Source organism: Blastococcus sp. DSM 46786, from assembly GCF_900109665.1.
Taxonomy (GTDB): domain Bacteria; phylum Actinomycetota; class Actinomycetes; order Mycobacteriales; family Geodermatophilaceae; genus Blastococcus; species Blastococcus carthaginiensis.
In genome coordinates this window covers 49742-73307 of the sequence record NZ_FOAO01000023.1, presented here as the reverse complement: position 1 = coordinate 73307, position 23566 = coordinate 49742, and the positions used below count along the sequence as shown (strand labels likewise).

Sequence of the window (23566 nt, the reverse complement as noted above, 5' to 3'; positions counted from 1 at the left end):
AGGTGGGCGGTGGCGGTCGTGCTCGCGCTGGCGTCCGCGGTCGTCTACGGGGCCGCCGACTTCCTGGGCGGGCTCGCCAGCCGCCGGGCGTCGGTCTTCGGCGTCGTCGCGGTCTCCCAGGCCGCCGGCCTGCTCGCGCTGGTCGTGCTGCTGCCCTGGCTCGGCGGGCCGGTCACCGCCGCGGACCTGGCGTGGGGCGCCGCCGCGGGGCTCGCCGGTTCCGCCGGGCTGCTGGTCTTCTTCCGTGCGCTCGCCGGCGGCGTGATGAGCGTGATCGCCCCGGTCACCGCCCTCACCGCCGCCGCCGTCCCGGTGCTGGTCGGGGTCCTCGGCGGCGAGCGCATCGGCCCGTGGGCGACGGCGGGCATCCTGCTGGCCCTCGCCGCGGTGGTGCTCGTCTCGGCCGAGGGCGGTCTGCGGGCGCTCCGCGGGGCCCGGGCACCCAGCCTCGCCCCGGCGCTGGTCGCCGGCACGGCCTTCGGCCTGTTCTTCGTGCTGCTGGACCGCACCTCGGCCGGCGCCGGCCTCACCCCGCTGGCGGCTGCCCGGGTCGCCTCGGTGGCGCTCGTGGTCGGCGTCGCGCTGGCCACCCACCAGGTGCTGCGGCCGGGACGGGCCGCGCTGCCGCTGGTGCTGGTCTCCGGCCTCGGCGACATGACGGCCAACGCGCTGTTCCTGCTCGCCACCCAGCAGGGCGGGCAGCTGGCCATCACCGGGGTGCTCGCCTCGCTGTACCCGGTGAGCACGGTCGTGCTCGCCCAACTCGTGCTGCGCGAGCGCCTGGTGCCCGCCCAGGTGGCCGGCCTCGCCACCGCGGCGACCGCCGTCGTCCTCATCACGCTGCCCGGCTGACCACCCCTTCGGGGCAGGCTCCCGGGACCCGGCTCCGGCCCGCACTCCCCGGGGCCGATGAGCCGTCCGTGAGCCCTGTGCGCCCTGACACCGACGCAGCCCTCGCCGCCGCCCTCCGCCCCGGTGGCGTGCGCAGCGTCTTCCAGCCCATCGTCGAGCTCGACAGCGGCGCGGTCGTCGCCTACGAGGCCCTCGCGCGGGGCCCCGAGGGTCCGCTGCAGCGCCCCGACCTGCTCTTCGCCGCCGCCCGCGAAGCCGGTGCGCTGGCCGAGCTGGACGCCGCCTGCCGGGTCGCCGCCTTCTCCGGCGCGGTGCGGCACGGGCTGCCCGCGCCGATCGCCCTGTTCGTGAACGTGGAGCCGGAGGTCCTCGACACCGCGCCCCTCGACGAGCTGCTGGCGATCGCCGCCGAAGCCCCCGGCGGGCTGCGCGTGGTCCTGGAGATCACCGAACGGGCGCTGGCCACCCGGCCGGCCGAGCTGCTCCGCACCGTCGCCCGCGTCCGCGAGCTCGGCTGGGGCGTCGCCCTGGACGACGTCGGCGCCGACGCGATGTCGCTGGCCTTCATGCCGATCCTGCGCCCCGACGTGGTCAAGCTCGACCTTCGGCTGGTGCAGGAGCGGCCCGGCCCGGCCATCGCCGAGATCATGAACGCGGTCAACGCCTACGCGCAGGCGACCGGCGCCGCCGTGCTCGCCGAGGGTATCGAGAACGACACCCACCTGGCCATGGCCCGGGCGCTCGGGGCCACCCTGGGCCAGGGGTGGCTGTTCGGCCGCCCCGCGCCGGAGCCCGCCTGCGACCGCCCCCTCGGCTCGCTGCCGCCGCCGGTCGAGGACGCCGCGACCGACTGCGAGCCGGGCTCCCCTTTCGCCTGCCTGCCCGCCGGCACCGTGCTGCGCCGATCCCCGAAGGCGCTGCTCATCGAGCTCAGCAAGCAGTTGGAGCGGGAGGCGATGCGCCTCGGCGAGACCTGCGTGGTCACCGCGACCTTCCAGGAGGCCCGCCACTTCACCCCGTCGACGACGCAGCGCTACCGCGACCTGGTCGAGCGCACCGGCTTCGTGTGCGCCCTCGGCGAGGGGCTCCCCGCCGAGCCGCTGCCCGGCCTGCGCGGCACTGATCTCGCCGTCGACGACCCGGTGCGCGGCGAGTGGGACGTCGTCGTGCTGGCCCCGCACTTCAGCGTGGCCCTGCTGGCCCGCGACCTCGGCACGACCGGTCCGGACCTGCACCGGGAGTTCGAGTACGCCCTGACCTACGACCGCGACGTCGCCGTCCGCGCGGCGCGCAGCCTGCTCGGCCGGGTGGCGCCGCGCGCCCACCGGGCGACCCCGGCCGCCCCGGTGCGGCCCGCGACCCCGGCGACCACCGCTCCGGTGACCATGGGCGCGGAGCGGCTCGGCGACGCCACCCTGGTGCGCCGTGCACTCGAGGCCACCCCGAGCGGCGTGTGCCTCGTCGACGTCCGGCTCCCCGACCAGCCGCTGGTCTACATCAACCCGGCGTTCGAACGGCTCGCCGGGATGCCGGGCGAGGAGCTGCTGGGCCGCAACTGCCGGTTCCTGCAGGGGCCGGACACCGACCCGGGCGCCTTGGCCCGCATCCGGGCCGCCATCGCCGCCGGCGAGGAGTGCCGCGAGGTGCTGGTGAACCACCGCGGGCCCGACCGCACGCCCTGGTACAACGAGCTGCACCTGGCGCCCGTGACGGACGCGACCGGGGCTGTCGTGCAGTACATCGGCGTCCAGGTCGACGTCACCGAGCAGGTGAGGGCGCAGCGGGCGCTGGAGCAGGAGCGCGACCGCACCCGCGGGTACCTGGCCCGGATCGAGGAGCTGTCGGTCACCGACCCGCTCACCGGGCTGTCCACCCGCCGGCACGTGGAGGAGCAGACCGAGACCGCGTTGTGGAACGCGCGCTGCGCCGGCGACGCCGTGGCGCTGGTCGTGGTCGCCGTCGACGGCTTCACGTCGATCGAGGAGCGCTACGGGTCGACCGCCGCCGAGCAGTTGCTCGCCGCCACGGGTCAGCGCCTCCGCGCACGGCTGCGGCGCGGCGACCTGGTGGCGCGCTGGGCCCGCGACTCGTTCGTGGTCGTGCTGCCGGGGCTCGCGGCCGGCAGCGCCGGCCGGGAGGCGGCTCGGGTCCGGGCCGAGCTGGCGGAGGCTGCCTGCGGCCCCGTCCTCCTCGCCGGCGCGCCCGTGGTCACCGAGATCAGCACCGGTGCCGCGTGCTTCCCCGCCGACGGCGACGACGTCACCGGGCTGCTGGCGGTGGCCGAGCGCGCGGCCGGGCGGCTGCCCGTCTCGCCGAGCTGATCCCGGCCTGCTGTCAGGCGCCGACGTCGAGCAGCCCGACCGGGAACGGCGGGCGCCCGACGCCGCGCAACCGGGTGTTGCCCCAGGGGTCGCTCTCGGTGGCCTCGGCGACCGAGCTGCCGTGGGGCGTGGTGAGCTCCAGCCGGGTGCGCGGCCCAACCGCGACCGCGACCCGCCCGGACCAGATCACCGAGCCCGCGAGCGGGTCGAAGCGGGCAGCCAGCGCGGCGCGCGCCGTCCGGGGTTCCGCGCCCTCGACGGCAACGGTCACCTCCCCCTCGTAGCCCTCCGGCTCCTCGCGCTCGTGCACCGTTCGCCCCCTCAGCCGCGTGGGGGGAGCAGCGTGGTCAGCCCGCGGTCGGCCAGGTCGGTGAGCTGGTCGACCAGATCGGCGGCGGAGACCCTCCGGTCCCCCGACCACCAGTGCGTCGCCAGCTGCACCATGCCCACCACCCCGTAGGCCCAGGTCATCGCCCCGTCGGCCGGGCGGCCGGCCTCGGTCAGCCGCACGGCCAGCAGACCGCCGAGCGCGGTGGCGACGGCGTGCTCGGTGGCGGCGACCAGGTCGGCCCGGCCCGCTCGCCCGGCCTGCGCGTAGGCGAAGCGGTAGAGCGCGGGCTCGTCCTCGATCAGCGAGACGAAGGCTGCGATCACCGCCCGCAGCTGCGCCCGGTCGTCGCCGCGGTCGGCGGTCAGCTCGCCCAGCAGCCGCGGCAGCAGGACGGCCTGGGAGATCCGCTCGAGGACGGCGTCGATCAACTCGTCCTTGTCGCTGAAGTAGCGGTAGATGACCGTCTTCGAGACGCCGGCGCTGCGCGCGACGTCGTCGACGGAGAAGTCGGGACCGGCCAGGCGCACCGCCTCGACGGCCGCCCCGACGAGATCCTCCCGGCGCGCGCGCCGGTGCTCGGTCCACCGGGAGCGGCGCCCGTCCGTCGGTGCGGTCGCGGGCGCTTCGGCCACCTCTTGCATGTGTTTCACGGTAACAGCTACCTTCTCTCGCGGCCCTGGGCGTCGTGCCGGGGAGCCCGCCTGTGACCACCATCCTCCCGCCCGGAGCGCGGTGGGACACCAGGAAGGCTCCTGGCGATCGGGAAGCGCTGCCCGCACGGCTCCTGCCGCTCCGGGTGGGGCGGGCAGACCCCTACTGGGCGAGCTGGGTGGTGTAGAGGCAGATCGCGGCGGCGGCGGCCAGGTTGAGGCTCTCCGCACGCCCGCGCATGGGGATGCGGACCCGCGCGTCGGCCAGCTCCGCGAGCTCGGGCGGCACGCCGCGGGCCTCGTTGCCGAACAGCCAGAGCACCGGCCCGGCCAGCCGCCCGCCGGTGACGAGCGCCGGGAGCTCCACCTCTCCCCCGCCGTCGGCCGCGAGCACGGTCACCCCAGACGCGCGCAGCTCCGGCAGCAGCGTGCCCAGCGGCGTCCCGCGGACGACGTCCAGGTGGAACAGGCTGCCGGCGCTGGACCGCACCGCCTTCCCGCCGTAGGGGTCGGCCGAGCCCGCGCCGAACACCACCGCACCCGCCCCGCAGGCGTCCGCCGTCCGCAGCACGGTGCCCGCGTTCCCGGGATCGGCCAGCTCGGCGAGCGCGACGGCGAGCCTCGGCGGCGCCGTGGTCAGCGTCCCGGCGGGGACGTCGCGCAGCGCGCAGACCGCCACCAGCCCCTGCGGCGTGACCGTCTCCGACAGCCCGGCGGCGGCCTTGTCGGTGACCAGCCGCACGGGCACCTGTGCGGAGGCCAGCAGGTCGGCGTGCGCGGTGGCCGCGGCCTCGGTGGCGAAGACCTCCCGCACGCCGGCCGGGTCGGCCAGCGCCTCGGCGACGGCCTGCCGCCCTTCGGCGAGGAACAGCCCGGCGGCGTCCCGGCCGGCGCGGCGGGTGAGCTTGCGCGCGGCGGCGATGCGCGCGGACCGCTCTGTGAGCAGCTCGGTCACGCGGTCTCCTCCGTGGTCGTGCAGACGCCGACGCCGCCGGTGCCAGGCCCCGAGGGGTCGGTCACCGACGGCGTCGGTCGCCCTGCCTGCAGAGAGCAGGCGGGGCCTCGATCAAGCGGCCTGCTTGCCGGTCGCTTCGGGGTTGGCGGCGAGCGCGGCCCGGGCGGTCTCCACCAGGGCGGCGAAGGCGGCGGGCTCGTTGACGGCGAGCTCGGCGAGGACGCGGCGGTCCAGCTCGATCTCGGCGAGCTTCAGCCCCTGCATGAACCGGTTGTAGGTCATGTCGTTGAGGCGGGCCGCGGCGTTGATCCGGGTGATCCACAGCTTGCGGAAGTCGCCCTTGCGCGCCTTGCGGTCGCGGTAGCTGTAGGTCGCCGAGTGGAGGATCTGCTCCTTGGCCTTGCGGTACAGCCGCGAACGCTGACCGCGGTAGCCGCTGGCGGCCTCGAGGGTCGTCCGGCGCTTCTTCTGGGCGTTGACCGCCCGCTTCACGCGTGCCACGTGAGTGCTCCTGTCTTTCTAAAGGTCGGTGGGAGGGGCGCTCAGAGGCCCAGGAGCTTCTTCAGGTTCTTGGCGTCGGCCGGGGAGACGACCTGGTCCCGGTCCAGCCGGCGCTTGCGGGTCCCGGACTTGTGCTCGAACTTGTGCTGGTTGTTCGCCTGCTCGCGCATGAGCTTCCCGGTGCCCGTGATGCGCACCCGCTTGGCGGTGCCCTTGTGGGTCTTCTGCTTCGGCATGTCCTCGGTCCCTGTCGTCTGGTGCCGGGCGCGCGGCAGCGTCGAGCTGCCGCACGCACCGGCCGTCTTCGGTGGTGCTGGTCCTGCTGGGCCGGTCAGGCGCTGGGCGCCTGCTCCTCGGCCTGGTCGACCTTGGCCCGGCGCTTCTCCTGCGCGGTCTGCGCGCCCTTGTGCGGGGCGATCACCATGACCATGTTCCGGCCGTCCTGCTTCGGGTTGGACTCGACGACGCCCAGCTCGCTGACGTCGGCGGCCAGCCGCTGGAGGAGGCGGTAGCCCATCTCCGGGCGCGACTGCTCGCGGCCTCGGAACATCACGGTGATCTTGACCTTGTCGCCGCCCTTGAGGAAGCGCTCGACGTGGCCCTTCTTGGTCTCGTAGTCGTGCGGGTCGATCTTGAGGCGCAGCCGCATCTCCTTGATGACGGTGAGCGCCTGGTTCCGCCGGGCCTCGCGGGCCTTCTGGGCGGACTCGTACTTGAACTTCCCGTAGTCCATGAGCTTGGCGACGGGCGGCCGGGCCATGGGAGCGACCTCGACCAGGTCGAGCTCGGAGTCCTGTGCCAGGCGCAGCGCCTCGCCGATCGACACGATGCCGACCTGCTCGCCCTCGGGCCCGACCAGGCGGACCTCGGGGACTCGGATGCGGTCGTTGATGCGGGGCTCGGTGATGGCCTCTCCTTACGCTGCTGCGTGGGAGGAGTCGCTGGCCCACCCGGGCGCCGACGGGAAAAGGCCCCGGGAGCAGCTGCTCACGGGGCCCACTCGCCGGTGGCCCACGACCCGTGGGGTCGTGCGCACGCGATCACCGACCGGTGGCCGGTTCTCGCGATCCGGGACCTGGGCGCCTGGGCGGCGTCAGGTGGGAGCGGGCTCCTCTTGGATAGCGGCCCGGGGCGGGGCCGCTGGTGGTTCGCGCGCCTCATGTAGCGGGGAGGCACGCCCATGCTACAGCGTCCCGGCGCCCGTGGTCATTCCCCCCCACCCGGGCGTGCTGGAACGGCCCCTCGGTGACGTGCAGGAACGGCCAGGTGACGTGCTGGAACGGCCCTCCTGCAGGGCCCCGCCACGAGCCTGCGAGTGGTGGGGGGCAGGAGGGTCCTTCTTCAGTCGTCGTAGAGCAGCGGCGGCCTGACCGGGTCGTTCGCCCGGGCGGCGGCGTGCAGGGCCCGCAGGTCCTCGACGGCACGCACGGTGCGCTCGCCGTCGGCGGCCTGCAGCGCGTGCAGCGAGATCTCGTCGCCGTTCTCCAGGGCGAGCGACCCCCAGGCCGACGTCCGCTCGAACCGGACCGCGCGCACCGCCGTCCACGGCAACCGGTGGTGCACGAGGAGGTTGCGGACGTGGATGCCGTGCCCGTCGGCGTCGACCCGCGACCGCCCCAAGGCGAGCACCCCCGCGGCGAGCACCAGGCCCAGGCCGGCGATCGCGATCTGGTCGACCGGGCCGTAGGCGACCACGGTGTTCTCGGTCGAGGGCAGGCTCAGCGCGACCAGGAGGCCCACCACCGCGATGACGCCGGCGAGGACGGCCAGCAGAAGCCGCAACCGGTGCGGGACGGCCGAGACGGCGGGCAGGGGATCGTGGGAACCGCTCACGAGCCCCATGGTGACAGCCGGCGCGCCGGACCCGGCTGGCAGAGTGAGGTGTCGTGGAGACCACCGGCACCGCCCAGCGCACGGCGTGGGAGCAGCGCTCCCTTCCCCCGGTCGAGCAGTTGCGCGAGGACCTGTGGTCGGTGCCGGTCCCGATCCCGCACAACCCGCTGCGCTACGTGAACGTCTACGTCTTCGCCCTGGACGGCGGCGGGCTGGGCCTGCTCGACACCGGGTGGGAGAGCGAGGCCGGCTGGTCGGCGCTGACCGAGGGGCTGGCCTCCGTCGGCGGCTCGATCGCCGACGTCCGCGGCGTGCTCGTCACCCACCTGCACTTCGACCACCTCGGCCTGGCCGCCCGCGTGCGCGAGGCCAGCGGCGCGTGGGTGGCCATGCACCCGGCCGACGCCGACGCCGTCCGCCGGCTGACCGCCACCGAGGCGCAGGCCGCCGTCGACGCCGAGGTGGCCTTTCTCGTCCGGCTGGGCGCTCCCCTCGAGGAGGCGCTGGGCGACGTGGGTGGTGCGGAGAACCTGTCCGGCTTCCACCGCATGGCCGTGCCCGACCGCCTGCTGGAGGACGGCGACCACGCCGCCTTCCCCGGGTGGACGCTGCGCGCCGTTCACACGCCCGGGCACACGCCCGGTCACCTGTGCTTCGCCGAGGAGCGCACCGGGCTGCTCTTCTCCGGGGACCACGTGCTGCCGCGCATCAGCCCGAACGTCTCGAGCACCACCGGCGGCTCCGCCGACCCCCTGCGGGACTACCTCGACTCCCTCGCCGCCGTGCGCGACCTCGACCCGAGCGAGGTGCTGCCCGGGCACGAGTGGCGCTTCCGCGGCCTGGCCGAGCGGACCGACGCGCTGACCGCCCACCACGAGCGTCGGCTGACCGAACTGCTCGGCGCGATCCGCGAGCACCCCGGCTCGACGCCATGGGACCTCGCGGCGCACCTGACGTGGTCGCGCCCGTGGGAGCAGTACGCGCGGCGGATGCGGATCTTCGCGGTCACCGAGACCGATGCGCACCTGCGGCTGCTCGCCAGCCGGGGGCTGGTGGTCGGCGACGGCGGCGAGGTACCCACGTGGACCCTGGCCGTCCGCTGACCGGGCAGACCTACGCCGCGATGGCCGACCGCACGCTCTCCCTCGCCCCGCGGCTCGGGGGCACCCGCCTGGTGGTCGTGGACGGCCCGGCGGGCTCGGGCAAGACCACCTTCGCGGCCCGGCTCGCCGCTGCGCTCGGTCGTGGGACCCCGGTCGTGCACATGGACGACCTCTACGCCGGCTGGACGCTGACCGGCGCGGTGTCCCGGCTGGCAGCGGGTGTGCTGCGCCCGCTGGCGGAAGGCAGGGCGGGCGCCTACCACCGCTACGACTGGGCGGCCGGCCGGTTCTGCGCCGACCTGGTGCCGGTCCCGCCGGGACCGGCACTGCTGGTGGAGGGCTGCGGCAGCGCCTCGCGGCGCCTCGATCCGTGGACGGCGACGCGCGTCTGGGTCGAGGCTCCCGAGCCGGTCCGGCTGGCCCGCGGGCTGGCCCGCGACGGCGAGGGCATGGCCGAGGAGTGGCGCCGGTGGCTGGTCACCGAGGCGGCGGCGTTCGCCACCGAGGACACCCGCCGGCGGGCCGACCTCCGCGTGGACGGCGCAGCGGACGGTCCACCCGACGGGTTCGTCCTGCGGTCCTGAGGCCGCGCGGGCGCGGTGGACCCGCGACGTTTGCGATGCGGTTCCTGTGCGTATGCGTCCACGGGGACGACGCCGGGTCGAGAATCCGGCCGCGCGCCGTCCGTGGAAGGCGCCTCGTGAAGCGAACCGCAAGTCCGGACCTGCCCCTCACCGAAGAACTCGCCGGGGTGTTCGCCCGGATGTCGGGTCTCCTGCTGTCGGAGGAGACCGTCGAGACGTCGCTGAGCCTGCTCAGCTCGCTCGCCCACGAGACCGTGCCGGCCTCCTGCGGGGCCGGCATCTCGGTGATCGAGGGCCCGCACCGCGTCTCGTCGGGGTCGACGGACGACCGGGTGCGGGAGGCCGACGCACTGCAGTACGAGCTGGACGAAGGTCCCTGCCTGGCCGCGACGGCTGCCCGCGAGGTGGTCCGCGTCGACGACCTGCGGCAGGAACGCCGCTGGCCGCGGTGGACCGATGCGGCCGACTCCCTGGGTCTGCGAGCCGCGCTGAGCGCTCCCCTCCTCGCCGGGAACGCCGCGCTGGGCGCCATCAAGGTGTACGCCGACCGTCCCGGCGTGTTCGACCGGCGCAGCGAGCAGTTGCTCTCGCTGTTCTCCGCCCAGGCCGCGTTCCTCGTCGCGAACGTCCAGTCCCACGACCGGGCCCGGCGGCTCAGCGAGGGCATGCGGCAGGCGGTGCGCGACCGGGATCTGGTGGGCATGGCCAAGGGCGTGCTCATGGGGCGCCATGCCGTGGACGAGGACACCGCCGTGCGCATGCTCTTCTCCCGTAGCCGGGACGAGGGCGTCGTCCTCGCCGACACCGCCCGCGCGGTGGTCGACTCCGCCGCCCGCCGCCGCCGGCTGTGATGCAGGACGCGCAGCACCCGGCCCTGGCGGCCGGCTACGCGCACGCCGACCTCAGCCTCGAGCAGTTGTGGGTGCGGTACTTCGCCCTCGGCGGCACCGCCGATCTCATGGAGGTCGACGCCTACCTCCACGGCCTCGCACCCGTCCCGTCCGCCCAGCACGACCTCCTGGCGCACGCCGTCAACGAGCGGCTCGACGAGCTCCTCACCCGCCACCGGGTGCCCTACACGCGGACCATCCGGGCCGGGCGGCCGGCCACCGGCCCGCTGGCCGCGGTCCTCGCCCTCCTGGAGGTGGCGGGCACCGCGCCGCCGGAGCGGATCCCCGGCCTCGTCGTGGCCGCCGGCCGGATGCTCGGCGTCGAGGTCACCGTCCACCGCATCGACCACGAGCAGCGCTGCCTCGTGCGGCTCGGCGCCACCGGCACCGCCGGCCGGCGTCGGCTGGGGGTGGAGAGCACGATGGCCGGGCGGGCGTTCCGCACCGTTCAGGTGGTCTCCTCGGACCGGGACGGCCGGCCGCGCCTGTGGGTGCCGGTGGTCGACGGCGCCGACCGGCTGGGAGTGCTGGAGGTCCGCGTCGAGAACGGGGCCGACCTGGACGACCCGGCGCTGCGCGACCAGTGCCGGTGGCTGGCCTCGCTGCTCGGGCACGTCCTCGCCTCCATGGAGGTCTACGGGGACGGGCTGGAACGCCCGCGGCGGACCCGGCCCATGTCGCCCTCGGCCGAGCTCATCTGGCAGCAGCTGCCCCCGCTGACCGCGGCCACGGAGTCCTTCGTGCTCGCCGGCAGGCTGGAACCGACCTACGACGTCGGCGGTGACGCGTTCGACTACGCCCTGTCCGAGCAGGTGGTGTCCCTCGGCATCTTCGACGCGGTGGGCCACGGCCTCCACGCGGCGCTCATGGCCGGGGCCGCGCTGGCCGGGTACCGCAGCGCCCGGCGGGACGGCCGCAGCGTGTTCGACCAGGCCCGGGCGATCGACGACGTCGTGTCCGCGAGCTTTCCGGGGAGCCAGTTCGTGACCGGGGTGATCGGGGAGGTCGACGTGGACTCCGGGCGGCTGCGCTACGTCAACGCCGGGCACCCGTCCCCGCTCCTGCTGCGCGGCGGCCGGGTGGTCAAGGAGCTCGACGGGGGCCGGCGCGTGCCCTTCGGGCTGGAGGCCCGGGGCCTGACGATCGGTGAGGAGATGCTGCAGCCCGGCGACTGGCTGGCGCTCCACACCGACGGCATCACCGAGGCCCGCGACGCCGGCGGGACGTGGTTCGGGGAACGGCGCCTCGCGGAGTTCCTCACCCGCGCCATCGGCGCCGGTCAGCCCCCCGCGGAGACCGTCCGCCGGCTCACCGCCGCCGTGCTCGAGCACCAGGGCGGCCTGCTGCAGGACGATGCCTCCGTGCTGCTGGCCCGGTGGAAGCTGCCGTGACCTTCGTCGCCGCCGGGGTCCTGGGACGGCCGGACACATCGCCGTAACGCCGAGGCCGCACCATGGGGGGCACCGTCGCGAGGGAGACATGTGACTGAGCAGGACGAGCAGCCGGCCGGGCCCGACCTCCCGCTGGCCGGCTACACCGTCGCGGTGACCGCAGCCCGCCGCAAGGAGGAGCTGGGGGCGCTCCTGGACCGTCGCGGCGCCCGCGTGGTCTACGCCCCGGCCATCCGCATCGTCCCGCTGGCCGACGACACCGAACTGGTCGCGGCCACGCGGCGGGTGCTCGCGGCGCCCGTGGACCTGGTGATCGCCACGACCGGGGTCGGCTTCCGCGGCTGGCTGGAGGCGGCCGACGCCTGGGACCTGCCGCTGGTCGCCCACCTGTCCGGCTCCCGGGTGCTGGCGCGCGGCCCCAAGGCGCGCGGCGCCATCCGCGGCGGGGGGCTGGTCGACGCCTGGTCACCGGAGTCGGAGTCCTCCGCCGAGGTGCTCGAGCACCTGCTGTCGGGCGCCGAGGGGCCGCTGGCCGGCCGCCGGATCGCCGTCCAGCTCCACGGTGACCCGCTGCCCGACCTCGTCGCCGGGCTGCGGGACACCGGCGCCGAGGTGCTGACCGTGCCGGTGTACCGCTGGGTGCTCCCCGAGGACGTCGCCCCGGTGCACCGCCTGGTGGCCGGCATCGCCGCCGGTGCGGTCGACGCGGTCACCTTCACCAGCGCGCCGGCTGCGGCGAGCCTCCTCCAGGTGGCCGAGGAAGCCGGCCGGCGGGAGGCCGTCGTCGCCGCCTTCGGCGAGCGGGTGCAGGCGATCGCAGTCGGCCCGGTGACGGCCGGTCCGCTGGACGCCGCCGGGATCAGCTCCTTCCAGCCCGCCCGCGCGCGCCTCGGCGCGCTCGCCCGCGAGGTCGTCGCCCGGCTGCCCGAGCGGGACCCGGTGCTGGAGGTGGGGCCGCACACGCTGCAGGTGCGTGGCCACGCCGCCGTCGTCGACGGCCGGCTGGTGGAGCTGCCACCCGGCCAGCTGGCGGTGTTGCGGGTGCTGGCCCGCCGGCCCGGCCACGTCGTCCCCCGGGCCGACCTGGTGGCCGCGCTGCCCGGCGGCGGTGACGGGCACGCGGTGGAGATGGCGGTGACCCGGCTGCGCGCGGCGCTGGGTGCACCGGTGGTGGAGACGGTCCTCGAGCGCGGCTACCGCCTCCGGACCTGAGACCGCAGGTCCCGCCGCACCAGCACCCGCGGGAAGCCGTTGAGCACCGAGTCGGTGTCGGCGACCTTCTCGAACCCCGCGCGCTCGAAGAGCGCCCGCGTGCCGACGTAGGCCATCGTCAGGTCGACCTTCCGCCCGTCGTTGTCCACCGGGTAGGCCTCGACCGCCGGGGCCCCTTGCGCGCGGGCGAACTCCACGGCGCCCGCGACCAGGTGGTGGGCGATGCCCTTCCCCCGGTGACCGGGGCGGACGCGGACGCACCACAGCGACCAGACGTCGAGGTCGTCCACGTGCGGGATCCTCCGGTTGCGGGCGAAGCCCGTGTCCGCCCGCGGGTGCACCGCCGCCCAGCCGACGACCTCCTCGCCGTCGTAGGCGAGCACGCCGGGCGGCGGCTCCTCCCCCAGCAGCTCCCGCACCCGTTCGCCCCGCGCCGGCCCGGCCAGCTCCCGGTTCTCCCTCGACGTCGTCAGCCGGTAGCTCAGGCACCAGCAGACGTTCGCGTCCGGCCGCTTGGGGCCGAGCACCGCCGCCACGTCGGGGAAGCTCCTCGCCGGCCGCACCTCGATCGCCATGGACAGATGGTGGCACCGGGCACCGACAGATGGGCCGGGCCGCCGACCGGCGACCTCACCGTCCCTCCGCATCGCGGTCGAGGGAGTCGTTCCCGGGAGGTCACACGCGCACGGCGGCCCGGAGACCCGCGCTCCCGGGCCTCGGCGCAGGGCCGGCCGGTGGCGCGGCGGGACCTGGTTCGGTCGGTGGTCCTCCGTCGGCGAGCGGCGGTCGCCTCGGCGAGGAGGTGACCCGGGTAGACCGCCTGAGGGTCCGGCGAGAAGTCACGCTGTGCCCACCTGCGCTGGGCAGAGCGCGACTGCTCACGCTGCTGGCCTTCTGCGGCTCCTACGTCCTCTGCGGGGCGGTCCCCTGGTCCTGCCACCTGCGGCGCGGCACGCTGATGCAGCGCACCGGCGTCCGACCGGCCACCGGGCCCGGCCCTCCTCGGTGGTCGGGCCCGTGCCCCGATCCGTGGCCCCAGCGGGTGAGGCGGTCCCGTCCCGGGGTGCAGCCGGGCCTCCGGACCGACGAAGATCGCCGGGTGACCGCAGCCGAGGAGACCAGCACCGGGCGCGCCCTCGTCGAGGCCGGAGCGCCGGTGGCGGGGTCGATGAGCGCCGCCGCGGCGACGGTGGTGTTCGAGCCCGCGGCCGCCCGGGTGCAGGTGCACGACCGCTTCGCGGCGGTGCTCCGGCGGGCCGCGGCGGACGCCGCCGGCCTGTCGGAGGGGCGCGAGCGGGTGCGGGCCGGCGCCGCGCTCGCCTTCGCGGTGGAGCACGCGGTCACGGTGCACCGCGCCGGCCGGGCGGTGCGTGGCGACGGCTTCCTCGACGACCGCCCCGGCAACCGCCCCGTCGCCGACGAGCTCACCGAGGCGGTGCTCCTCGCCGCCCGCACCTCCACCGACGAGCGCCGGGTGCGCCACCTCGGCTACCTGCTGGCCGAGGTGGCCGTCTCCCCCGACATCGACCCCGGGCTGGTCGGCCGCGCGCTGCGGCTGGCCGGCGCGCTCAGCTGGCGGCAGCTCGCGCTGCTGGCCGCCGTCGGCCGCCGGGACCGCGTGCCGCTGCCCATGACGCCGCTGGACGACGACCCCCGCGGCTGGACGGCGTGGGGCGCGCAGGAGGACGTCGCCGAGCTGCAGCGCACCGGCCTCCTCGACCCGCCGCCGGCCCAGCCGCGCCCCGGCGGCGCCGCGCTGCCCCGCCTCCGGATGGCCGATCTGCGGCTCACCCGCCGGGGGGTGCTGGTGCACCGGCTGCTCGTGCTCGAGGTGCTCCGCGAGGACGCGGTGGCCGCCGCGCTCGCCGACCTCGGCCTCCCGCGCAGCTGACCCGCCGGATCGTGACCGATTCGTGATCTACGCGCCGGTGCGATCCGCCCTCCCCGGCACGTCTTCCCCGGTAGAGGACACCGGAGGGAGCCCGCCATGCCCGTCAGCCAGCACGAGCGGCCGGACAGCGCAGCCGTCGTCGCCGCGCGCCAGCTGGCCGAGGAGGCGCACCGCCGCCGGGCCCTCGGCGAGCTCCGACCCCTGCGCTACCGCGCCCTCGATGTCCGGCGTGCGACGAGCACGGTGTCTGGCACCGGGTTGCCGGTCCGCTCCGCCGCCCCGTGGTCCCGCTCGCGGACCCCGGTGACGACGTCGGACCACTCCCCCGGGTCGAGCACCGCCGCGACGTCCTCGGCGCGGTAGAAGACCGCGGGGTCCAGGTGCCCGGTTCCGTGGTGATGCGCGGCGGCCGCGTCGAGCAGGTGCCCGACGACGAGCAGCGTCCCGCCGGGCGCCACCGCCGCGGCCAACCGCCGGAACAACTCCGTGCGCTCGCCGGCGCTCCGTGCGTGCAGGTAGTGCGCCGTGACCAGGTCGAAGCCGCCCTGCGGCGGCGTCCACTCCTCCAGGTCGGCGTGCACCCACTCGACCCGGTCCGCCAGCCCCCGTGCCCTCGCCGCCGCGGCGCCGCGCTGCAGGGCCACGGGCGAGAAGTCCACCGCGGTGACCCGCCAGCCCCGCTCGGCGAGCCACAGGGCGTCACCGCCCTCGCCGCTGCCGGCGTCCAGCGCGGTGCCGGCCGGCAACCCGGCCGCCTCGACGACGAGCTGCCGGTTGGGCCGCCCGCTCCACACCGCCGGTGCCGACCGGTACAGCTCGTCGTAGGTCTCGCGGTCGGTGGCCCTCACGCCGCCACCTCCCGCCGCCGGGACACCGCGGCCCGGGTGTCCTCCTCGATCAGGTCCGCGTTGATCATGGCCCCGGCCCGGAGCCCCTGGGCCGCGGCGACGATCACCTGGGCGCTCAGGTCACCGGCGTTCCCGGCCACCCACACGCCCGGCACGTCGGTGCGCCCGGTCGGGTCGGCGGGGAGGTGGGTGCCCATGACCGCGCCGTGCATCTCCACCGGCACCGGCACGGCGCCGAGGTCGGCGAGCAGCTCGGCGTTGGCGACGAAGCGGGGCGCGACGACGACGGCGTCCCGCTCGACCAGCTCGCCGGAGGCCAGCCGGACGGCGGCGGCGCCCTCCAGCCCCGCCACCTCGCCGCGGACGATGCGGACCCCGCGTGCGTCCAGCCGCTCGCACTCCTCCTCGGTGGGCTCCGCGCCGGTGTGCACGAAGAGGACCACGTCGTCGGTCCACTGCCGCCAGAGCTGCGCCGCGTAGGCGCCCATCGGGCCGGTGCTCACGATGCCGACGGCCCGGTCGCGCACCTCCCAGCCGTGGCAATAGGGGCAGTGCAGCACCGTGCTCCCCCACCGCTCGTCGACGCCCGGGAGCGCGGGCAGCTCGTCGGTGAGCCCGGTGGCCAGCAGCAGCCGGCGGGCGCGCACCGATCCGCCGCCCTCGAGGGTGACCCGGAACCCGTCGTCCTCGCGCCGCAGGTGCACGACCCGGCCGGGCACGACCGCGCCGCCGTAGCCCTCGACCTCGCCCCGGCCGATCGCGTACAGCTCGGCGGGAGGCGCGCCCTCCCGGCCGAGGTAGTTGTGCACGTGCCCGGCGCGGGCGTTGCGGGGCTCGCCCGCGTCCGCCACCAGCACGCTGCGCCGGGCGCGGGCCAGGGTGAGCGCTCCGCTCAGCCCCGCCGCGCCGCCTCCGATGACCACCACGTCGTACCGCTCGTCCATGGCGCCCACTGTCGCCCCGGCGCTCACCCGCTGGCAAACAGCGTTGCCGAAGTGGCAAACTCCTCGACATGACCGACGACGCCGTCCTGCAGAACGTCGGCACCCGCCTGCGGGCGCTGCGCACCGAACGCGGGCGCACCCTCACCGAGATCGCCGAGGACACCGGCATCTCGGTGAGCACGCTGTCGCGGCTGGAGTCCGGTGGCCGCCGGCCGACGCTCGAGCTCCTGCTGCCGCTGGCACGGACATACGGCGTCGCCCTGGACGACCTCGTCGACGCGCAGGCGCCGGCCGACCCGCGGGTGCACGGGCACCCCGTGGAGCGCGACGGCATGACGATGGTTCCGCTGACGCGGCAGCCCGGCACCGGGTTGCAGGCGTACAAGCAGCTGTTCCCGCCGCGGTGGCAGGTCGGCAACACCGACCAGAAGGTGCACGAGGGCTACGAGTGGCTCTACGTGCTGTCCGGGCGGATCCGGCTGCTGCTCGGGTCGCGCGACTTCGTGCTGGGCCCCGGCGAGGTCGTCGAGTTCGACACCCGCGTGCCGCACGCCTTCTCCAACCCGTTCGCCGAGCCGGCGGAGACCCTCATCCTGGTCGGCCCTCAGGGCGAGCGCATGCACGTCCGCGCCCGGCCGGCCTGAGGCGCCGCACCGCGGAACGCTGTGCGCGGATGCGCAGGGCGAGTGCGCTCTTGGAACTGCGCGTCTGCGCACACCGTCCGGGAACGGCGAGCGCTGAGGCCGATCGCGCGCAGGCGGCCGCTGCCCGGACGCCGTGGCCGCCGGGATCGGCACGCCCAGGTCTCCTACAGTCGCGCCCGTGGACTGGCCGGCGTATCTCTCCTTCCTGGGGCTGGCGACGCTCCTGGTGCTCGTGCCCGGCGCGGACTTCGCCGTCGTCGTGCGGAACGCACTGGTCGGCGGCCGGCGACGGGGCTGGTGGGCCGCCGTGGGCGTCACCACGTCCAACCTGGTCCAGGGCGCAGCCGCCGCCGCGGGGCTGGCCGCGGTGATCGTGCGGGTCGAACCGCTGTTCCAGGCGATCCGCTGGGCCGGGATCGCCTACCTGGCCTGGCTCGGGGTCCAGGCGCTGCGCTCCGCACTGCGCGGTGACTATCCCGCGGTCGAGGGCGGGCGGGCTGCGCCGGGGACAGCGGTGCGCGGCTGGCGGCAGGGCTTCCTGTCCAACATCACCAACCCCAAGGTGCTGGTGTTCTACCTGGCCGTGCTCCCCCAGTTCCTCGGGCCCGACGCCGCGACCGCACCGCTCGTGCTGTTCGCCGGCACCCATGCGGTCGTGGGGCTGGTGTGGCTGGTCGTTCTCGTGCTCGTCCTCGGCCGGGCACGGCGGTGGCTCGCGCGGCGCCGGGTGCGCCGCGCGCTGGACACGGCCACCGGCCTGGCCATGCTCGGGTTCTCCGTGCGCCTGGCCACCGAGCGCACCTAGACCTCGACCACCAGGGCGCCGTCCTCCTCGCGCACGGGGAGAGGCGGATCGGTGCCGCGCCGGTGGCCGGGCGGTCACGGCCATCCCGCACTGCGGCGAGCAGTAGGGGCAGTGGGTGCTCGCCGTCCGTGAGGACCGCACACCCGGGACGGCGGCGGGAGGCGAGGCGGGTGCGGACACGGGACGAGAGTGGGTCACCGTCGTTTCCCCGCGTCGACCCCGGCGTCAACGCTGGTTCCGTTCACCTCACGGCGCCCGCCGGGCCGGTGTGCGGCGGCGGGCGGGCGCGCTCCGGTCAGGTGCCGTCGGCGAGACCGGGCATGCGGGCCGGGTCGTCGACCGCGTGCACCTCCACCTGGTCCGGCGGGACGCGGAGCGCACCGGCGGCCGACAGCCCGGCGTCCTCCACCCGGTAGTGGATCGTCTGGGCGGTGACCCAGCCGTCCTCGACGAGGTAGGAGTCGATCCCGCACCGGATGTCGAACTGCGGGTTGCGCCCGGCCCACTCGAGCATCGCCATGCGCTCGTCGGCCAGCACGTAGCCGTAGGAACAGGTGCCCTCGGCGGCGGCCCGCCACAGCCGGTGGGCCGAGGCGCGCACGCCGTCATGGCCGCGGAACACCTCGCGGGCGGAGAGGACCACGACCTCGGGGTGGTAGTTCTCGGCGAGGTCGGCCTCGAGGTCGGCCTCGAGGTCGCCGGTGCGGCGGTGCTCGAGGTGGGAAGCCATGACCTCGCGTGTGGTGCGGCTGCGGAGATCGCGCACGGGTGGAGGCACGGTCCCGATCACGGCCCACCACGGCCGCCGTCGACGGTACGGGCGGCCGTGGTGGGATTCGGGGGTGACTCCCCCAGGCCCGATAGTCCGGCGGATCGACGACCCCGACGAACCCGGCCCCGACGTCCGGGTGGCCGAGCAGCGCGACGTCCCGGCGATCGCCGCTACCCTCACCGTCGCGCTGGCCGACTCCCGCTGGACCCGGTGGGCGCTGCCGGACGACGGCCGCATGCAGCGGCTCACCCGGCTCCACGAGCTCGACGCCGCGCACCGCGGGGTGGCCACCGGCACCGCCTGGGTGACCGAGGACCGCGACGCCGTCGCCGTCTGGGAGCCCCCGGCCGGCGCGCCCGGCACCCGCCCCCTGCCCGACGACGTGCGGGGCGCCCTGGCCCGCGAGCTGCCCTACCTGTCGGCCGGCCGGGCCCGGGTGGTCGCCGAGACCGAGGCGCTGGTCACCGCGGCGCTGCCCGACCGGCCGCACTGGCGGCTGCGGCACCTGGGTGTGCGGCCGTCGTCCCGGCGCAGGGGGCTGGCCGCCGCCGTGCTCGCGCCGGTGGTGGTGCGCTGCGACGCGGAGAGGACGCCGGCCGCAGCGGCGGTGTTCGGCTGGGCCAACGTGCGCTTCTTCCGCGGCTTCGGCTTCCAGGTCACCGAGACCACCCGCACCAGCGACGACGAGCTGCCGCTGTGGGTGCTCGTGCGCGAACCGCTGTCGCTCAGCTGACCGCTTCCCAGACCCCCCGATCCCGGAGGTCCCGTGCCCAGCCCTGCCGGCCGCCTGCTGCCCCCGCTGCTCCGCCTGCTCCGCTTCCGGCGGGAGTTCGAGCGCCCGGAGCTGCTGCTGCAGGGAGTGCAGGACCGCCTGCTGCGCCCGGTGCCGTACGGGCCACCCCGCGGGCTCGGCCCGGTGGAGGTCGAGGTGGACGTCCACCACGCCACCGGCTGGCCGGTCTACCACGTCCTGCCCCGGGACCGGACGCCGGACCGCGCCGCCGTCTACGTGCACGGGGGCGCCTGGGTGAACCAGATCCACCCCCTGCACTGGCGGCTGGTCGCCCGGCTCGCCGCCCGCAGCGGCACCGCGATCACCGTGCCCGTCTACCCGCTGGCGCCCGTGGGGACGGCGGCGACGGTGGTGCCCCAGGTGGCCGACCTGATCGCCGCGCTGGTCGACCGGCACGGCGCCGGGCGGGTCACCGCGATGGGCGACTCGGCCGGCGGCCAGATCGCGCTGTCCGCCGCGCTGCTGCTCCGCGAGCGGGGGGTGCCACCGTTGCACCGGACCGTGCTCGTCTCCCCCGCGCTGGACCTGACCCTGGCCAACCCCGAGATCGACGTCGTCGAGCCGACGGACCCCTGGCTGGCCCGCCCCGGCACCCGGGCGGCGATCGAGCTCTGGCGGGGCGACCTGCCGCTGACCGACCCGCTGGTCAGCCCGCTCTTCGGGGAGCCGGCCGGGCTCGGCCCGCTGACCGTGTTCAGCGGCACCCGCGACATCACCAGCCCGGACACCCGGCTGCTGGTCGAGCGCGCCCGCGCGGCCGGTGTGCCGGTCGACCACCACGAGGAGGAGGGCCTGGTGCACGTGCACCCGCTGCTGCCGGTGCCCGAGGGCCGGCGGGCCCGGCGGGTGATGGCCGAGGTCCTCGCCGGCTGACGCGGCGGGGCTCCCGTCAGTCCCAGTTCCGGCGCTGCTTCTTGAGCTGACCGCGCTGCTTCTTCGCCGAGATCCGGCGCTCCTGGGAGCCCCGCGTGGGCTTGGTGCGCCGCCGCGCCGGCGCCGGCGGGGCCAGCGCGGCCCGCAGCACCGCGGCCAGCCGCTCGCGGGCCGCCTGCCGGTTGCGCAACTGCTGGCGGTGCTCGCTGGCGGCGACGGTGAGGACGCCGTCGACCAGCCGGCTGCCGAGCCGGGACGCCAGCCGCGCCCGCTGCGGGTCTGTCAGCCCCGGCAGGTCGAGCGGGCGCACCGAGAGCTCGACCCGCGAGTCGGCGGTGTTGACGCCCTGCCCGCCCGGCCCCGAGCTGCGGGAGAACCGCCAGGACTGGGCGGCCGCGGGCACGACGAGGGACCCGGTGACCGGCAGGTCACCGGAGGCGTCGTCGGTCCCGGGCACCGGCACAGTCTGGCCGACGCGGTTCACCGGCCGACCGTAGGCGAGGGCGCGGCAGCGCGGGGTCAGGCCGGTACCGGGTCGGCACCACCGGCGGCGCCGGGCCGGCAGCGCACGAGCCGGCGGACCGCCAGCCAGGAGCCGCGCGGGGCGCCGTGGGCCTCCAGCGCCTCGATCGCGTACGCCGAGCAGGTGGGGGTGTACCGGCAGCACGGCCGGCGCCGCGGGCTGATCTCCCACTGGTAGTAGCGGACGCCCGCGACGAGCCGCGCCGCGGCGCCGCTTCCCCGCTGCCCCGCACGGATCGCCGGCAGCGAGCGGGGCGCGACCAGCAGCAGGTCCATCCCGCAGCCGATGGCGTTGGCCAGGCAGCAGCCGGTGTTGAGGAACAGCAGGTCGCGCAGGCACGAGTCGTCGCGCCGGCGGCGGCCGTGGCCGTAGCCGGGGCCGCGCCCGTAGTGCCCGGCGTAGTGCCCGCGGTAGCCGCCGGAACGCGGCCTGCGACGGCGGGGACCCCAGCCACTGCTCCAGATGAAGACCATGGGTGCGCAGGTACCGCGGGAGGATGGTCGCCATGCCCGATCTCGCCGCTGCGCTCGCTGCCGGACCGGTCGTTCTGGACGGCGGCCTGTCCACCGAGCTCGAGGCGCGAGGGCACGACGTCTCCTCCGCGCTGTGGTCCGCCCGGCTGCTGCGCGACGACCCGGCGGCGATCGTGGCCGCGCACGCCGCGTTCGCCGCGGCCGGCGCCCAGGTGGCGACGGCGGCGAGCTACCAGGCGACGGTCGAGGGGTTCGCCGCCGCGGGCGTGGGCGCAGCCGAGGCGCGGCGGCTGATCGCGTCGTCGGTCGCGCTGGCCCGGGAAGGGCAGGGCGAGGGCTGGGTCGCCGGCTCGGTCGGCCCCTACGGCGCGATGCTCGCCGACGGCTCGGAGTACACCGGGGCCTACGCGGCCACGGTCGGCGTCGCCGCGCTGCGCGCCTTCCACCGGCCGCGCATGGAGCTGCTCGCCGAGGCCGGGGCCGACGTGCTCGCCTGCGAGACGGTGCCCGCGGCCGCGGAGGCCGAGGCGCTGCTGCTGGAGGCGCAGGCGCTCGGCGTGCCGGTGTGGCTGTCGCTGACCACGGTGGTGGACGACGACGGCGTGGTCCGCACCCGGCGGGGCGAGCCGGCGTCCGAGGTGTTCGCGATGGCCGCGGACGTCGACGCCGTGATCGCGGTCGGCGTCAACTGCACGGCGCCGTCCGCCGTCGGCCCCGCGGTGACCCAGGCGTCCCGCACCGGGAAGCCGGTCGTCGCCTATCCGAACAGCGGCGAGGGCTGGGACGCCGTCGCGCGGGGGTGGACCGGCAGCCCGGGGATCGCCCCGGACGCCGTCCCCGGGTGGATCGCGGACGGCGCGCGGCTGATCGGTGGCTGCTGCCGGGTCCGGCCGCAGCACCTGGCCGGCCTCACCCGCGCACTGTCCTGATCGACGCGTGCGGTACCGCGGGAGCGGGAGGGACGTCCCCGGCGCGGAGCCGGTGGTAGACGTTGCCACCATGATCCTGCCGGCGGTCCGGGACCCTCGATTCGTGACCATCCGCCGTGGCGGAACCCTCACCGACGCCGATCACCACCTCCTCGCCCGGTGGGCGGCCTCGTGCGCGGAGCACGTCCTCGCGCTCTTCGAGGCGGTGCGTCCCGACGATCACCGGCCCCGCGCGGCGATCGAAGCCGCCCGCGCCTGGACCCGCGGCGAGACCGCGATGATGCGGGCCCGTGCAGCCGGCGGCCACGCACCGCTCCACGATCAGCCCCACCTGATCGTGGAGCGTCCTCCCTCGCGGTGGGCGGTGAGGGAGGACGCAGTTGGATCAGGTCAGCTGATCGTCGCCGGGGGTCACAGGATGGGGCGGCCGCCCGTGACGGCGACGCGGGCCCCGGAGACGTAGGACGCCGCGTCGCTGGCCAGCAGCACGTACACCGGCGCCAGTTCGGCCGGCTGCCCCGCCCGCCCGAGCGGGGTGTTGCCGCCGAAGCTCTCCACCTTCTCCTCGGGCATCGTCGAGGGGATCAGCGGCGTCCAGACCGGTCCGGGCGCGACGCTGTTGGCGCGGATGCCCTTCTCTCCGTACAGCTGCGCCAGCGACGCGGTGAAGTTGGCGATCGCCGCCTTGGTCATGGCGTAGGCGATGAGCTGCGGACTGGGGTTGTCGCTGTTCACCGACGACGAGTTGATGATCGAGGCACCCGACTGCATGTGCGGGATCGCGTCCTTGCAGAGGGTGAACATCGCCGAGAGGTTCGTCGCGAGCGTGTGGTCCCACTCCTCGTCGCTGATCTCCTCGAGCGAGTCGTGGCTCATCTGGAACGCGGCGTTGTTGACCAGGACGTCGATCCGGCCGAACTCCTCGACCGCCTTCGGGATGATCGTCTTGGCGTGCGCCCGGTCGGAGACGTCCCCCGGCACGAGCACGCACCTCCGACCGGCCCGCTCGACGTACTTGGCGGTGTCCTGCGCGTCCTCGTGCTCGTCGAGGTAGGAGATGAGGACGTCGGCGCCCTCGCGGGCGAAGGCGATCGCGACGGCGCGGCCGATCCCGCTGTCGCCACCGGTGATCACGGCGACCTTGCCGGTCAGCTTCCCGGAGCCCTGGTAGCTCTCCTCGCCGTGGTCCGGCTTCGGCGTCATCTCGCCGAGCGTGCCCGGGGTGCTCTGCTGCTGGGCGGGCTGGGAGTCGGGACGGGGTTCGGACACGGGGTCCACCTTCCTGGTCGGGATCGGCTCGCGGCGGGGGCGGCCTACCCGCCCTCCCACACCCGGAACCGCGACGGACCCGGACGCCGGACCCGCACAGCACACGACCCGGGCGGGAGGGGAGGCGCACGTCGGTGTGCACCTCTCCTCCCGCCCGGGTCGGGAGACCGTGGCCCTTC

Annotated in this window: 27 protein-coding genes; 13 read left to right on the top strand and 14 right to left on the bottom strand. The window is 75.9% G+C overall.

Going from position 1 to position 23566, the window contains the following annotated elements; genetic code table 11:
* Positions 1 to 9 precede the first annotated feature (9 nt).
* Positions 10 to 852, top strand: a complete 843-nt coding sequence (locus BMW62_RS18865) for a DMT family transporter (protein ID WP_091934230.1) — start codon at positions 10 to 12, stop codon at positions 850 to 852.
* A 68-nt stretch (positions 853 to 920) separates the two neighbouring features.
* Positions 921 to 3173 carry an EAL domain-containing protein gene (locus tag BMW62_RS18860; RefSeq protein WP_244524157.1) on the top strand — a complete coding sequence of 751 codons (2253 nt, stop codon included), beginning with the start codon at positions 921 to 923 and terminating at the stop codon, positions 3171 to 3173.
* 13 nt (positions 3174 to 3186) lie between these two features.
* Here the strand turns inward: BMW62_RS18860 and BMW62_RS18855 are convergent, their stop codons facing one another.
* The 7 genes from BMW62_RS18855 to BMW62_RS18825 all read right to left on the bottom strand — a co-directional run bounded on the left by BMW62_RS18855 (position 3187) and on the right by BMW62_RS18825 (position 7452).
* The gene (locus BMW62_RS18855; RefSeq protein ID WP_091934225.1) at positions 3187 to 3483 is read right to left on the bottom strand and encodes a DUF4873 domain-containing protein; all 297 of its coding nucleotides are present in this window, start codon (positions 3481 to 3483) and stop codon (positions 3187 to 3189) included.
* A gap of 11 nt (positions 3484 to 3494) precedes the next feature.
* A complete protein-coding gene (locus BMW62_RS18850) occupies positions 3495 to 4145 on the bottom strand; it encodes a TetR/AcrR family transcriptional regulator (RefSeq protein WP_091934222.1) in 651 nt (216 codons plus the stop codon).
* 172 nt (positions 4146 to 4317) lie between these two features.
* Positions 4318 to 5109, bottom strand: coding sequence for a TrmH family RNA methyltransferase (locus BMW62_RS18845; protein ID WP_091934219.1), 792 nt, complete (start codon positions 5107 to 5109; stop codon positions 4318 to 4320).
* A 111-nt stretch (positions 5110 to 5220) separates the two neighbouring features.
* On the bottom strand, positions 5221 to 5610 hold the full coding sequence (gene rplT / locus BMW62_RS18840; protein WP_091934216.1) for a 50S ribosomal protein L20: 390 nt from the start codon (positions 5608 to 5610) through the stop codon (positions 5221 to 5223).
* A gap of 41 nt (positions 5611 to 5651) precedes the next feature.
* Complete coding sequence (rpmI, locus tag BMW62_RS18835; RefSeq protein ID WP_091934213.1) at positions 5652 to 5846, bottom strand: 50S ribosomal protein L35; 195 nt, start codon at positions 5844 to 5846, stop codon at positions 5652 to 5654.
* A 95-nt stretch (positions 5847 to 5941) separates the two neighbouring features.
* Positions 5942 to 6517: a translation initiation factor IF-3 gene (gene infC, locus BMW62_RS18830; RefSeq protein WP_091934210.1), complete on the bottom strand. Its 576-nt coding sequence runs from the start codon at positions 6515 to 6517 to the stop codon at positions 5942 to 5944.
* A 434-nt stretch (positions 6518 to 6951) separates the two neighbouring features.
* On the bottom strand, positions 6952 to 7452 hold the full coding sequence (locus tag BMW62_RS18825) for a PH domain-containing protein (protein ID WP_244524156.1): 501 nt from the start codon (positions 7450 to 7452) through the stop codon (positions 6952 to 6954).
* A gap of 44 nt (positions 7453 to 7496) precedes the next feature.
* On the opposite strand from BMW62_RS18825, the gene BMW62_RS18820 reads away from it, so the two are divergent.
* The 5 genes from BMW62_RS18820 (at position 7497) to BMW62_RS18800 (ending at position 12623) form a co-directional block, all read left to right on the top strand.
* A complete protein-coding gene (locus tag BMW62_RS18820; protein WP_091934207.1) occupies positions 7497 to 8546 on the top strand; it encodes an MBL fold metallo-hydrolase in 1050 nt (349 codons plus the stop codon).
* Complete coding sequence (locus tag BMW62_RS18815) at positions 8525 to 9130, top strand: uridine kinase family protein (RefSeq protein WP_244524155.1); 606 nt, start codon at positions 8525 to 8527, stop codon at positions 9128 to 9130. Before BMW62_RS18820 ends, BMW62_RS18815 begins: the two co-directional genes overlap by 22 nt.
* 116 nt (positions 9131 to 9246) lie before the next feature.
* Complete coding sequence (locus tag BMW62_RS18810; RefSeq protein ID WP_170852465.1) at positions 9247 to 9981, top strand: GAF and ANTAR domain-containing protein; 735 nt, start codon at positions 9247 to 9249, stop codon at positions 9979 to 9981.
* Complete coding sequence (locus tag BMW62_RS18805) at positions 9981 to 11411, top strand: PP2C family protein-serine/threonine phosphatase (protein WP_091934286.1); 1431 nt, start codon at positions 9981 to 9983, stop codon at positions 11409 to 11411. The genes BMW62_RS18810 and BMW62_RS18805 overlap by 1 nt, the downstream gene beginning before the upstream one ends.
* A gap of 90 nt (positions 11412 to 11501) precedes the next feature.
* Positions 11502 to 12623 carry a uroporphyrinogen-III synthase gene (locus BMW62_RS18800; protein ID WP_091934201.1) on the top strand — a complete coding sequence of 374 codons (1122 nt, stop codon included), beginning with the start codon at positions 11502 to 11504 and terminating at the stop codon, positions 12621 to 12623.
* Here BMW62_RS18800 and BMW62_RS18795 read toward each other — a convergent pair.
* Positions 12605 to 13198, bottom strand: a complete 594-nt coding sequence (locus BMW62_RS18795) for a GNAT family N-acetyltransferase (RefSeq protein ID WP_091934199.1) — start codon at positions 13196 to 13198, stop codon at positions 12605 to 12607. The genes BMW62_RS18800 and BMW62_RS18795 overlap by 19 nt on opposite strands.
* Positions 13199 to 13722: 524 nt before the next feature.
* Between BMW62_RS18795 and BMW62_RS18790 the strand changes: the two genes are divergently transcribed.
* Entirely contained in the window at positions 13723 to 14514 is a 792-nt protein-coding gene (locus BMW62_RS18790) for a hypothetical protein (RefSeq protein WP_091934196.1), read from the top strand.
* A 206-nt stretch (positions 14515 to 14720) separates the two neighbouring features.
* Here BMW62_RS18790 and BMW62_RS18785 read toward each other — a convergent pair whose 3' ends face one another.
* Both BMW62_RS18785 and BMW62_RS18780 read right to left on the bottom strand, forming a co-directional pair.
* The gene (locus tag BMW62_RS18785) at positions 14721 to 15362 is read right to left on the bottom strand and encodes a class I SAM-dependent methyltransferase (RefSeq protein WP_091934193.1); all 642 of its coding nucleotides are present in this window, start codon (positions 15360 to 15362) and stop codon (positions 14721 to 14723) included.
* Complete coding sequence (locus tag BMW62_RS18780; protein ID WP_091934283.1) at positions 15359 to 16306, bottom strand: NAD(P)/FAD-dependent oxidoreductase; 948 nt, start codon at positions 16304 to 16306, stop codon at positions 15359 to 15361. The genes BMW62_RS18785 and BMW62_RS18780 overlap by 4 nt, the downstream gene beginning before the upstream one ends.
* A 68-nt stretch (positions 16307 to 16374) precedes the next feature.
* Between BMW62_RS18780 and BMW62_RS18775 the strand changes: the two genes are divergently transcribed.
* On the top strand, positions 16375 to 16950 hold the full coding sequence (locus BMW62_RS18775; RefSeq protein WP_091934190.1) for a helix-turn-helix domain-containing protein: 576 nt from the start codon (positions 16375 to 16377) through the stop codon (positions 16948 to 16950).
* 178 nt (positions 16951 to 17128) lie between these two features.
* The gene (locus tag BMW62_RS18770; protein WP_091934188.1) at positions 17129 to 17755 is read left to right on the top strand and encodes a LysE family translocator; all 627 of its coding nucleotides are present in this window, start codon (positions 17129 to 17131) and stop codon (positions 17753 to 17755) included.
* A 295-nt stretch (positions 17756 to 18050) separates the two neighbouring features.
* On the opposite strand, the gene BMW62_RS18765 is transcribed toward BMW62_RS18770, so the two are convergent.
* On the bottom strand, positions 18051 to 18485 hold the full coding sequence (locus BMW62_RS18765) for a nuclear transport factor 2 family protein (protein ID WP_139206307.1): 435 nt from the start codon (positions 18483 to 18485) through the stop codon (positions 18051 to 18053).
* A gap of 112 nt (positions 18486 to 18597) precedes the next feature.
* On the opposite strand from BMW62_RS18765, the gene BMW62_RS18760 reads away from it, so the two are divergent.
* Positions 18598 to 19260, top strand: a complete 663-nt coding sequence (locus BMW62_RS18760; RefSeq protein ID WP_091934182.1) for a GNAT family N-acetyltransferase — start codon at positions 18598 to 18600, stop codon at positions 19258 to 19260.
* Between the two features lie 33 nt (positions 19261 to 19293).
* Positions 19294 to 20193 (top strand): alpha/beta hydrolase fold domain-containing protein, encoded by a 900-nt coding sequence (locus BMW62_RS18755; RefSeq protein ID WP_091934179.1) that lies wholly within the window; start codon positions 19294 to 19296, stop codon positions 20191 to 20193.
* Positions 20194 to 20209: 16 nt separating this feature from the next.
* Here BMW62_RS18755 and arfB read toward each other — a convergent pair whose 3' ends face one another.
* Both arfB and yidD read right to left on the bottom strand, forming a co-directional pair.
* On the bottom strand, positions 20210 to 20650 hold the full coding sequence (gene arfB / locus BMW62_RS18750; RefSeq protein ID WP_091934280.1) for an alternative ribosome rescue aminoacyl-tRNA hydrolase ArfB: 441 nt from the start codon (positions 20648 to 20650) through the stop codon (positions 20210 to 20212).
* 62 nt (positions 20651 to 20712) lie between these two features.
* Positions 20713 to 21189 carry a membrane protein insertion efficiency factor YidD gene (gene yidD, locus BMW62_RS18745; RefSeq protein ID WP_091934176.1) on the bottom strand — a complete coding sequence of 159 codons (477 nt, stop codon included), beginning with the start codon at positions 21187 to 21189 and terminating at the stop codon, positions 20713 to 20715.
* Positions 21190 to 21221: 32 nt separating this feature from the next.
* On the opposite strand from yidD, the gene mmuM reads away from it, so the two are divergent.
* Positions 21222 to 22118, top strand: coding sequence for a homocysteine S-methyltransferase (gene mmuM / locus BMW62_RS18740; RefSeq protein ID WP_091934277.1), 897 nt, complete (start codon positions 21222 to 21224; stop codon positions 22116 to 22118).
* Positions 22119 to 22529: 411 nt separating this feature from the next.
* Here mmuM and BMW62_RS18730 read toward each other — a convergent pair whose 3' ends face one another.
* Entirely contained in the window at positions 22530 to 23387 is an 858-nt protein-coding gene (locus tag BMW62_RS18730; protein WP_170852464.1) for a glucose 1-dehydrogenase, read from the bottom strand.
* Positions 23388 to 23566: the final 179 nt, after the last annotated feature.

Excerpts from the sequence above, each read along its gene's own strand:
- BMW62_RS18795 (WP_091934199.1), bottom strand. The coding sequence starts at position 13,198 with ATGGCGATCGAGGTGCGGCCGGCGAGGAGCTTCCCCGACGTGGCGGCG.
- BMW62_RS18850 (WP_091934222.1), bottom strand. The coding sequence starts at position 4,145 with ATGCAAGAGGTGGCCGAAGCGCCCGCGACCGCACCGACGGACGGGCGC.
- mmuM (WP_091934277.1), top strand. The coding sequence starts at position 21,222 with ATGCCCGATCTCGCCGCTGCGCTCGCTGCCGGACCGGTCGTTCTGGAC.
- BMW62_RS18780 (WP_091934283.1), bottom strand. The coding sequence starts at position 16,306 with ATGGACGAGCGGTACGACGTGGTGGTCATCGGAGGCGGCGCGGCGGGG.
- BMW62_RS18825 (WP_244524156.1), bottom strand. The coding sequence starts at position 7,452 with ATGGGGCTCGTGAGCGGTTCCCACGATCCCCTGCCCGCCGTCTCGGCC.
- yidD (WP_091934176.1), bottom strand. The coding sequence starts at position 21,189 with ATGGTCTTCATCTGGAGCAGTGGCTGGGGTCCCCGCCGTCGCAGGCCG.
- BMW62_RS18765 (WP_139206307.1), bottom strand. The coding sequence starts at position 18,485 with ATGGCTTCCCACCTCGAGCACCGCCGCACCGGCGACCTCGAGGCCGAC.
- rpmI (WP_091934213.1), bottom strand. The coding sequence starts at position 5,846 with ATGCCGAAGCAGAAGACCCACAAGGGCACCGCCAAGCGGGTGCGCATC.
- BMW62_RS18775 (WP_091934190.1), top strand. The coding sequence starts at position 16,375 with ATGACCGACGACGCCGTCCTGCAGAACGTCGGCACCCGCCTGCGGGCG.
- BMW62_RS18805 (WP_091934286.1), top strand. The coding sequence starts at position 9,981 with ATGCAGGACGCGCAGCACCCGGCCCTGGCGGCCGGCTACGCGCACGCC.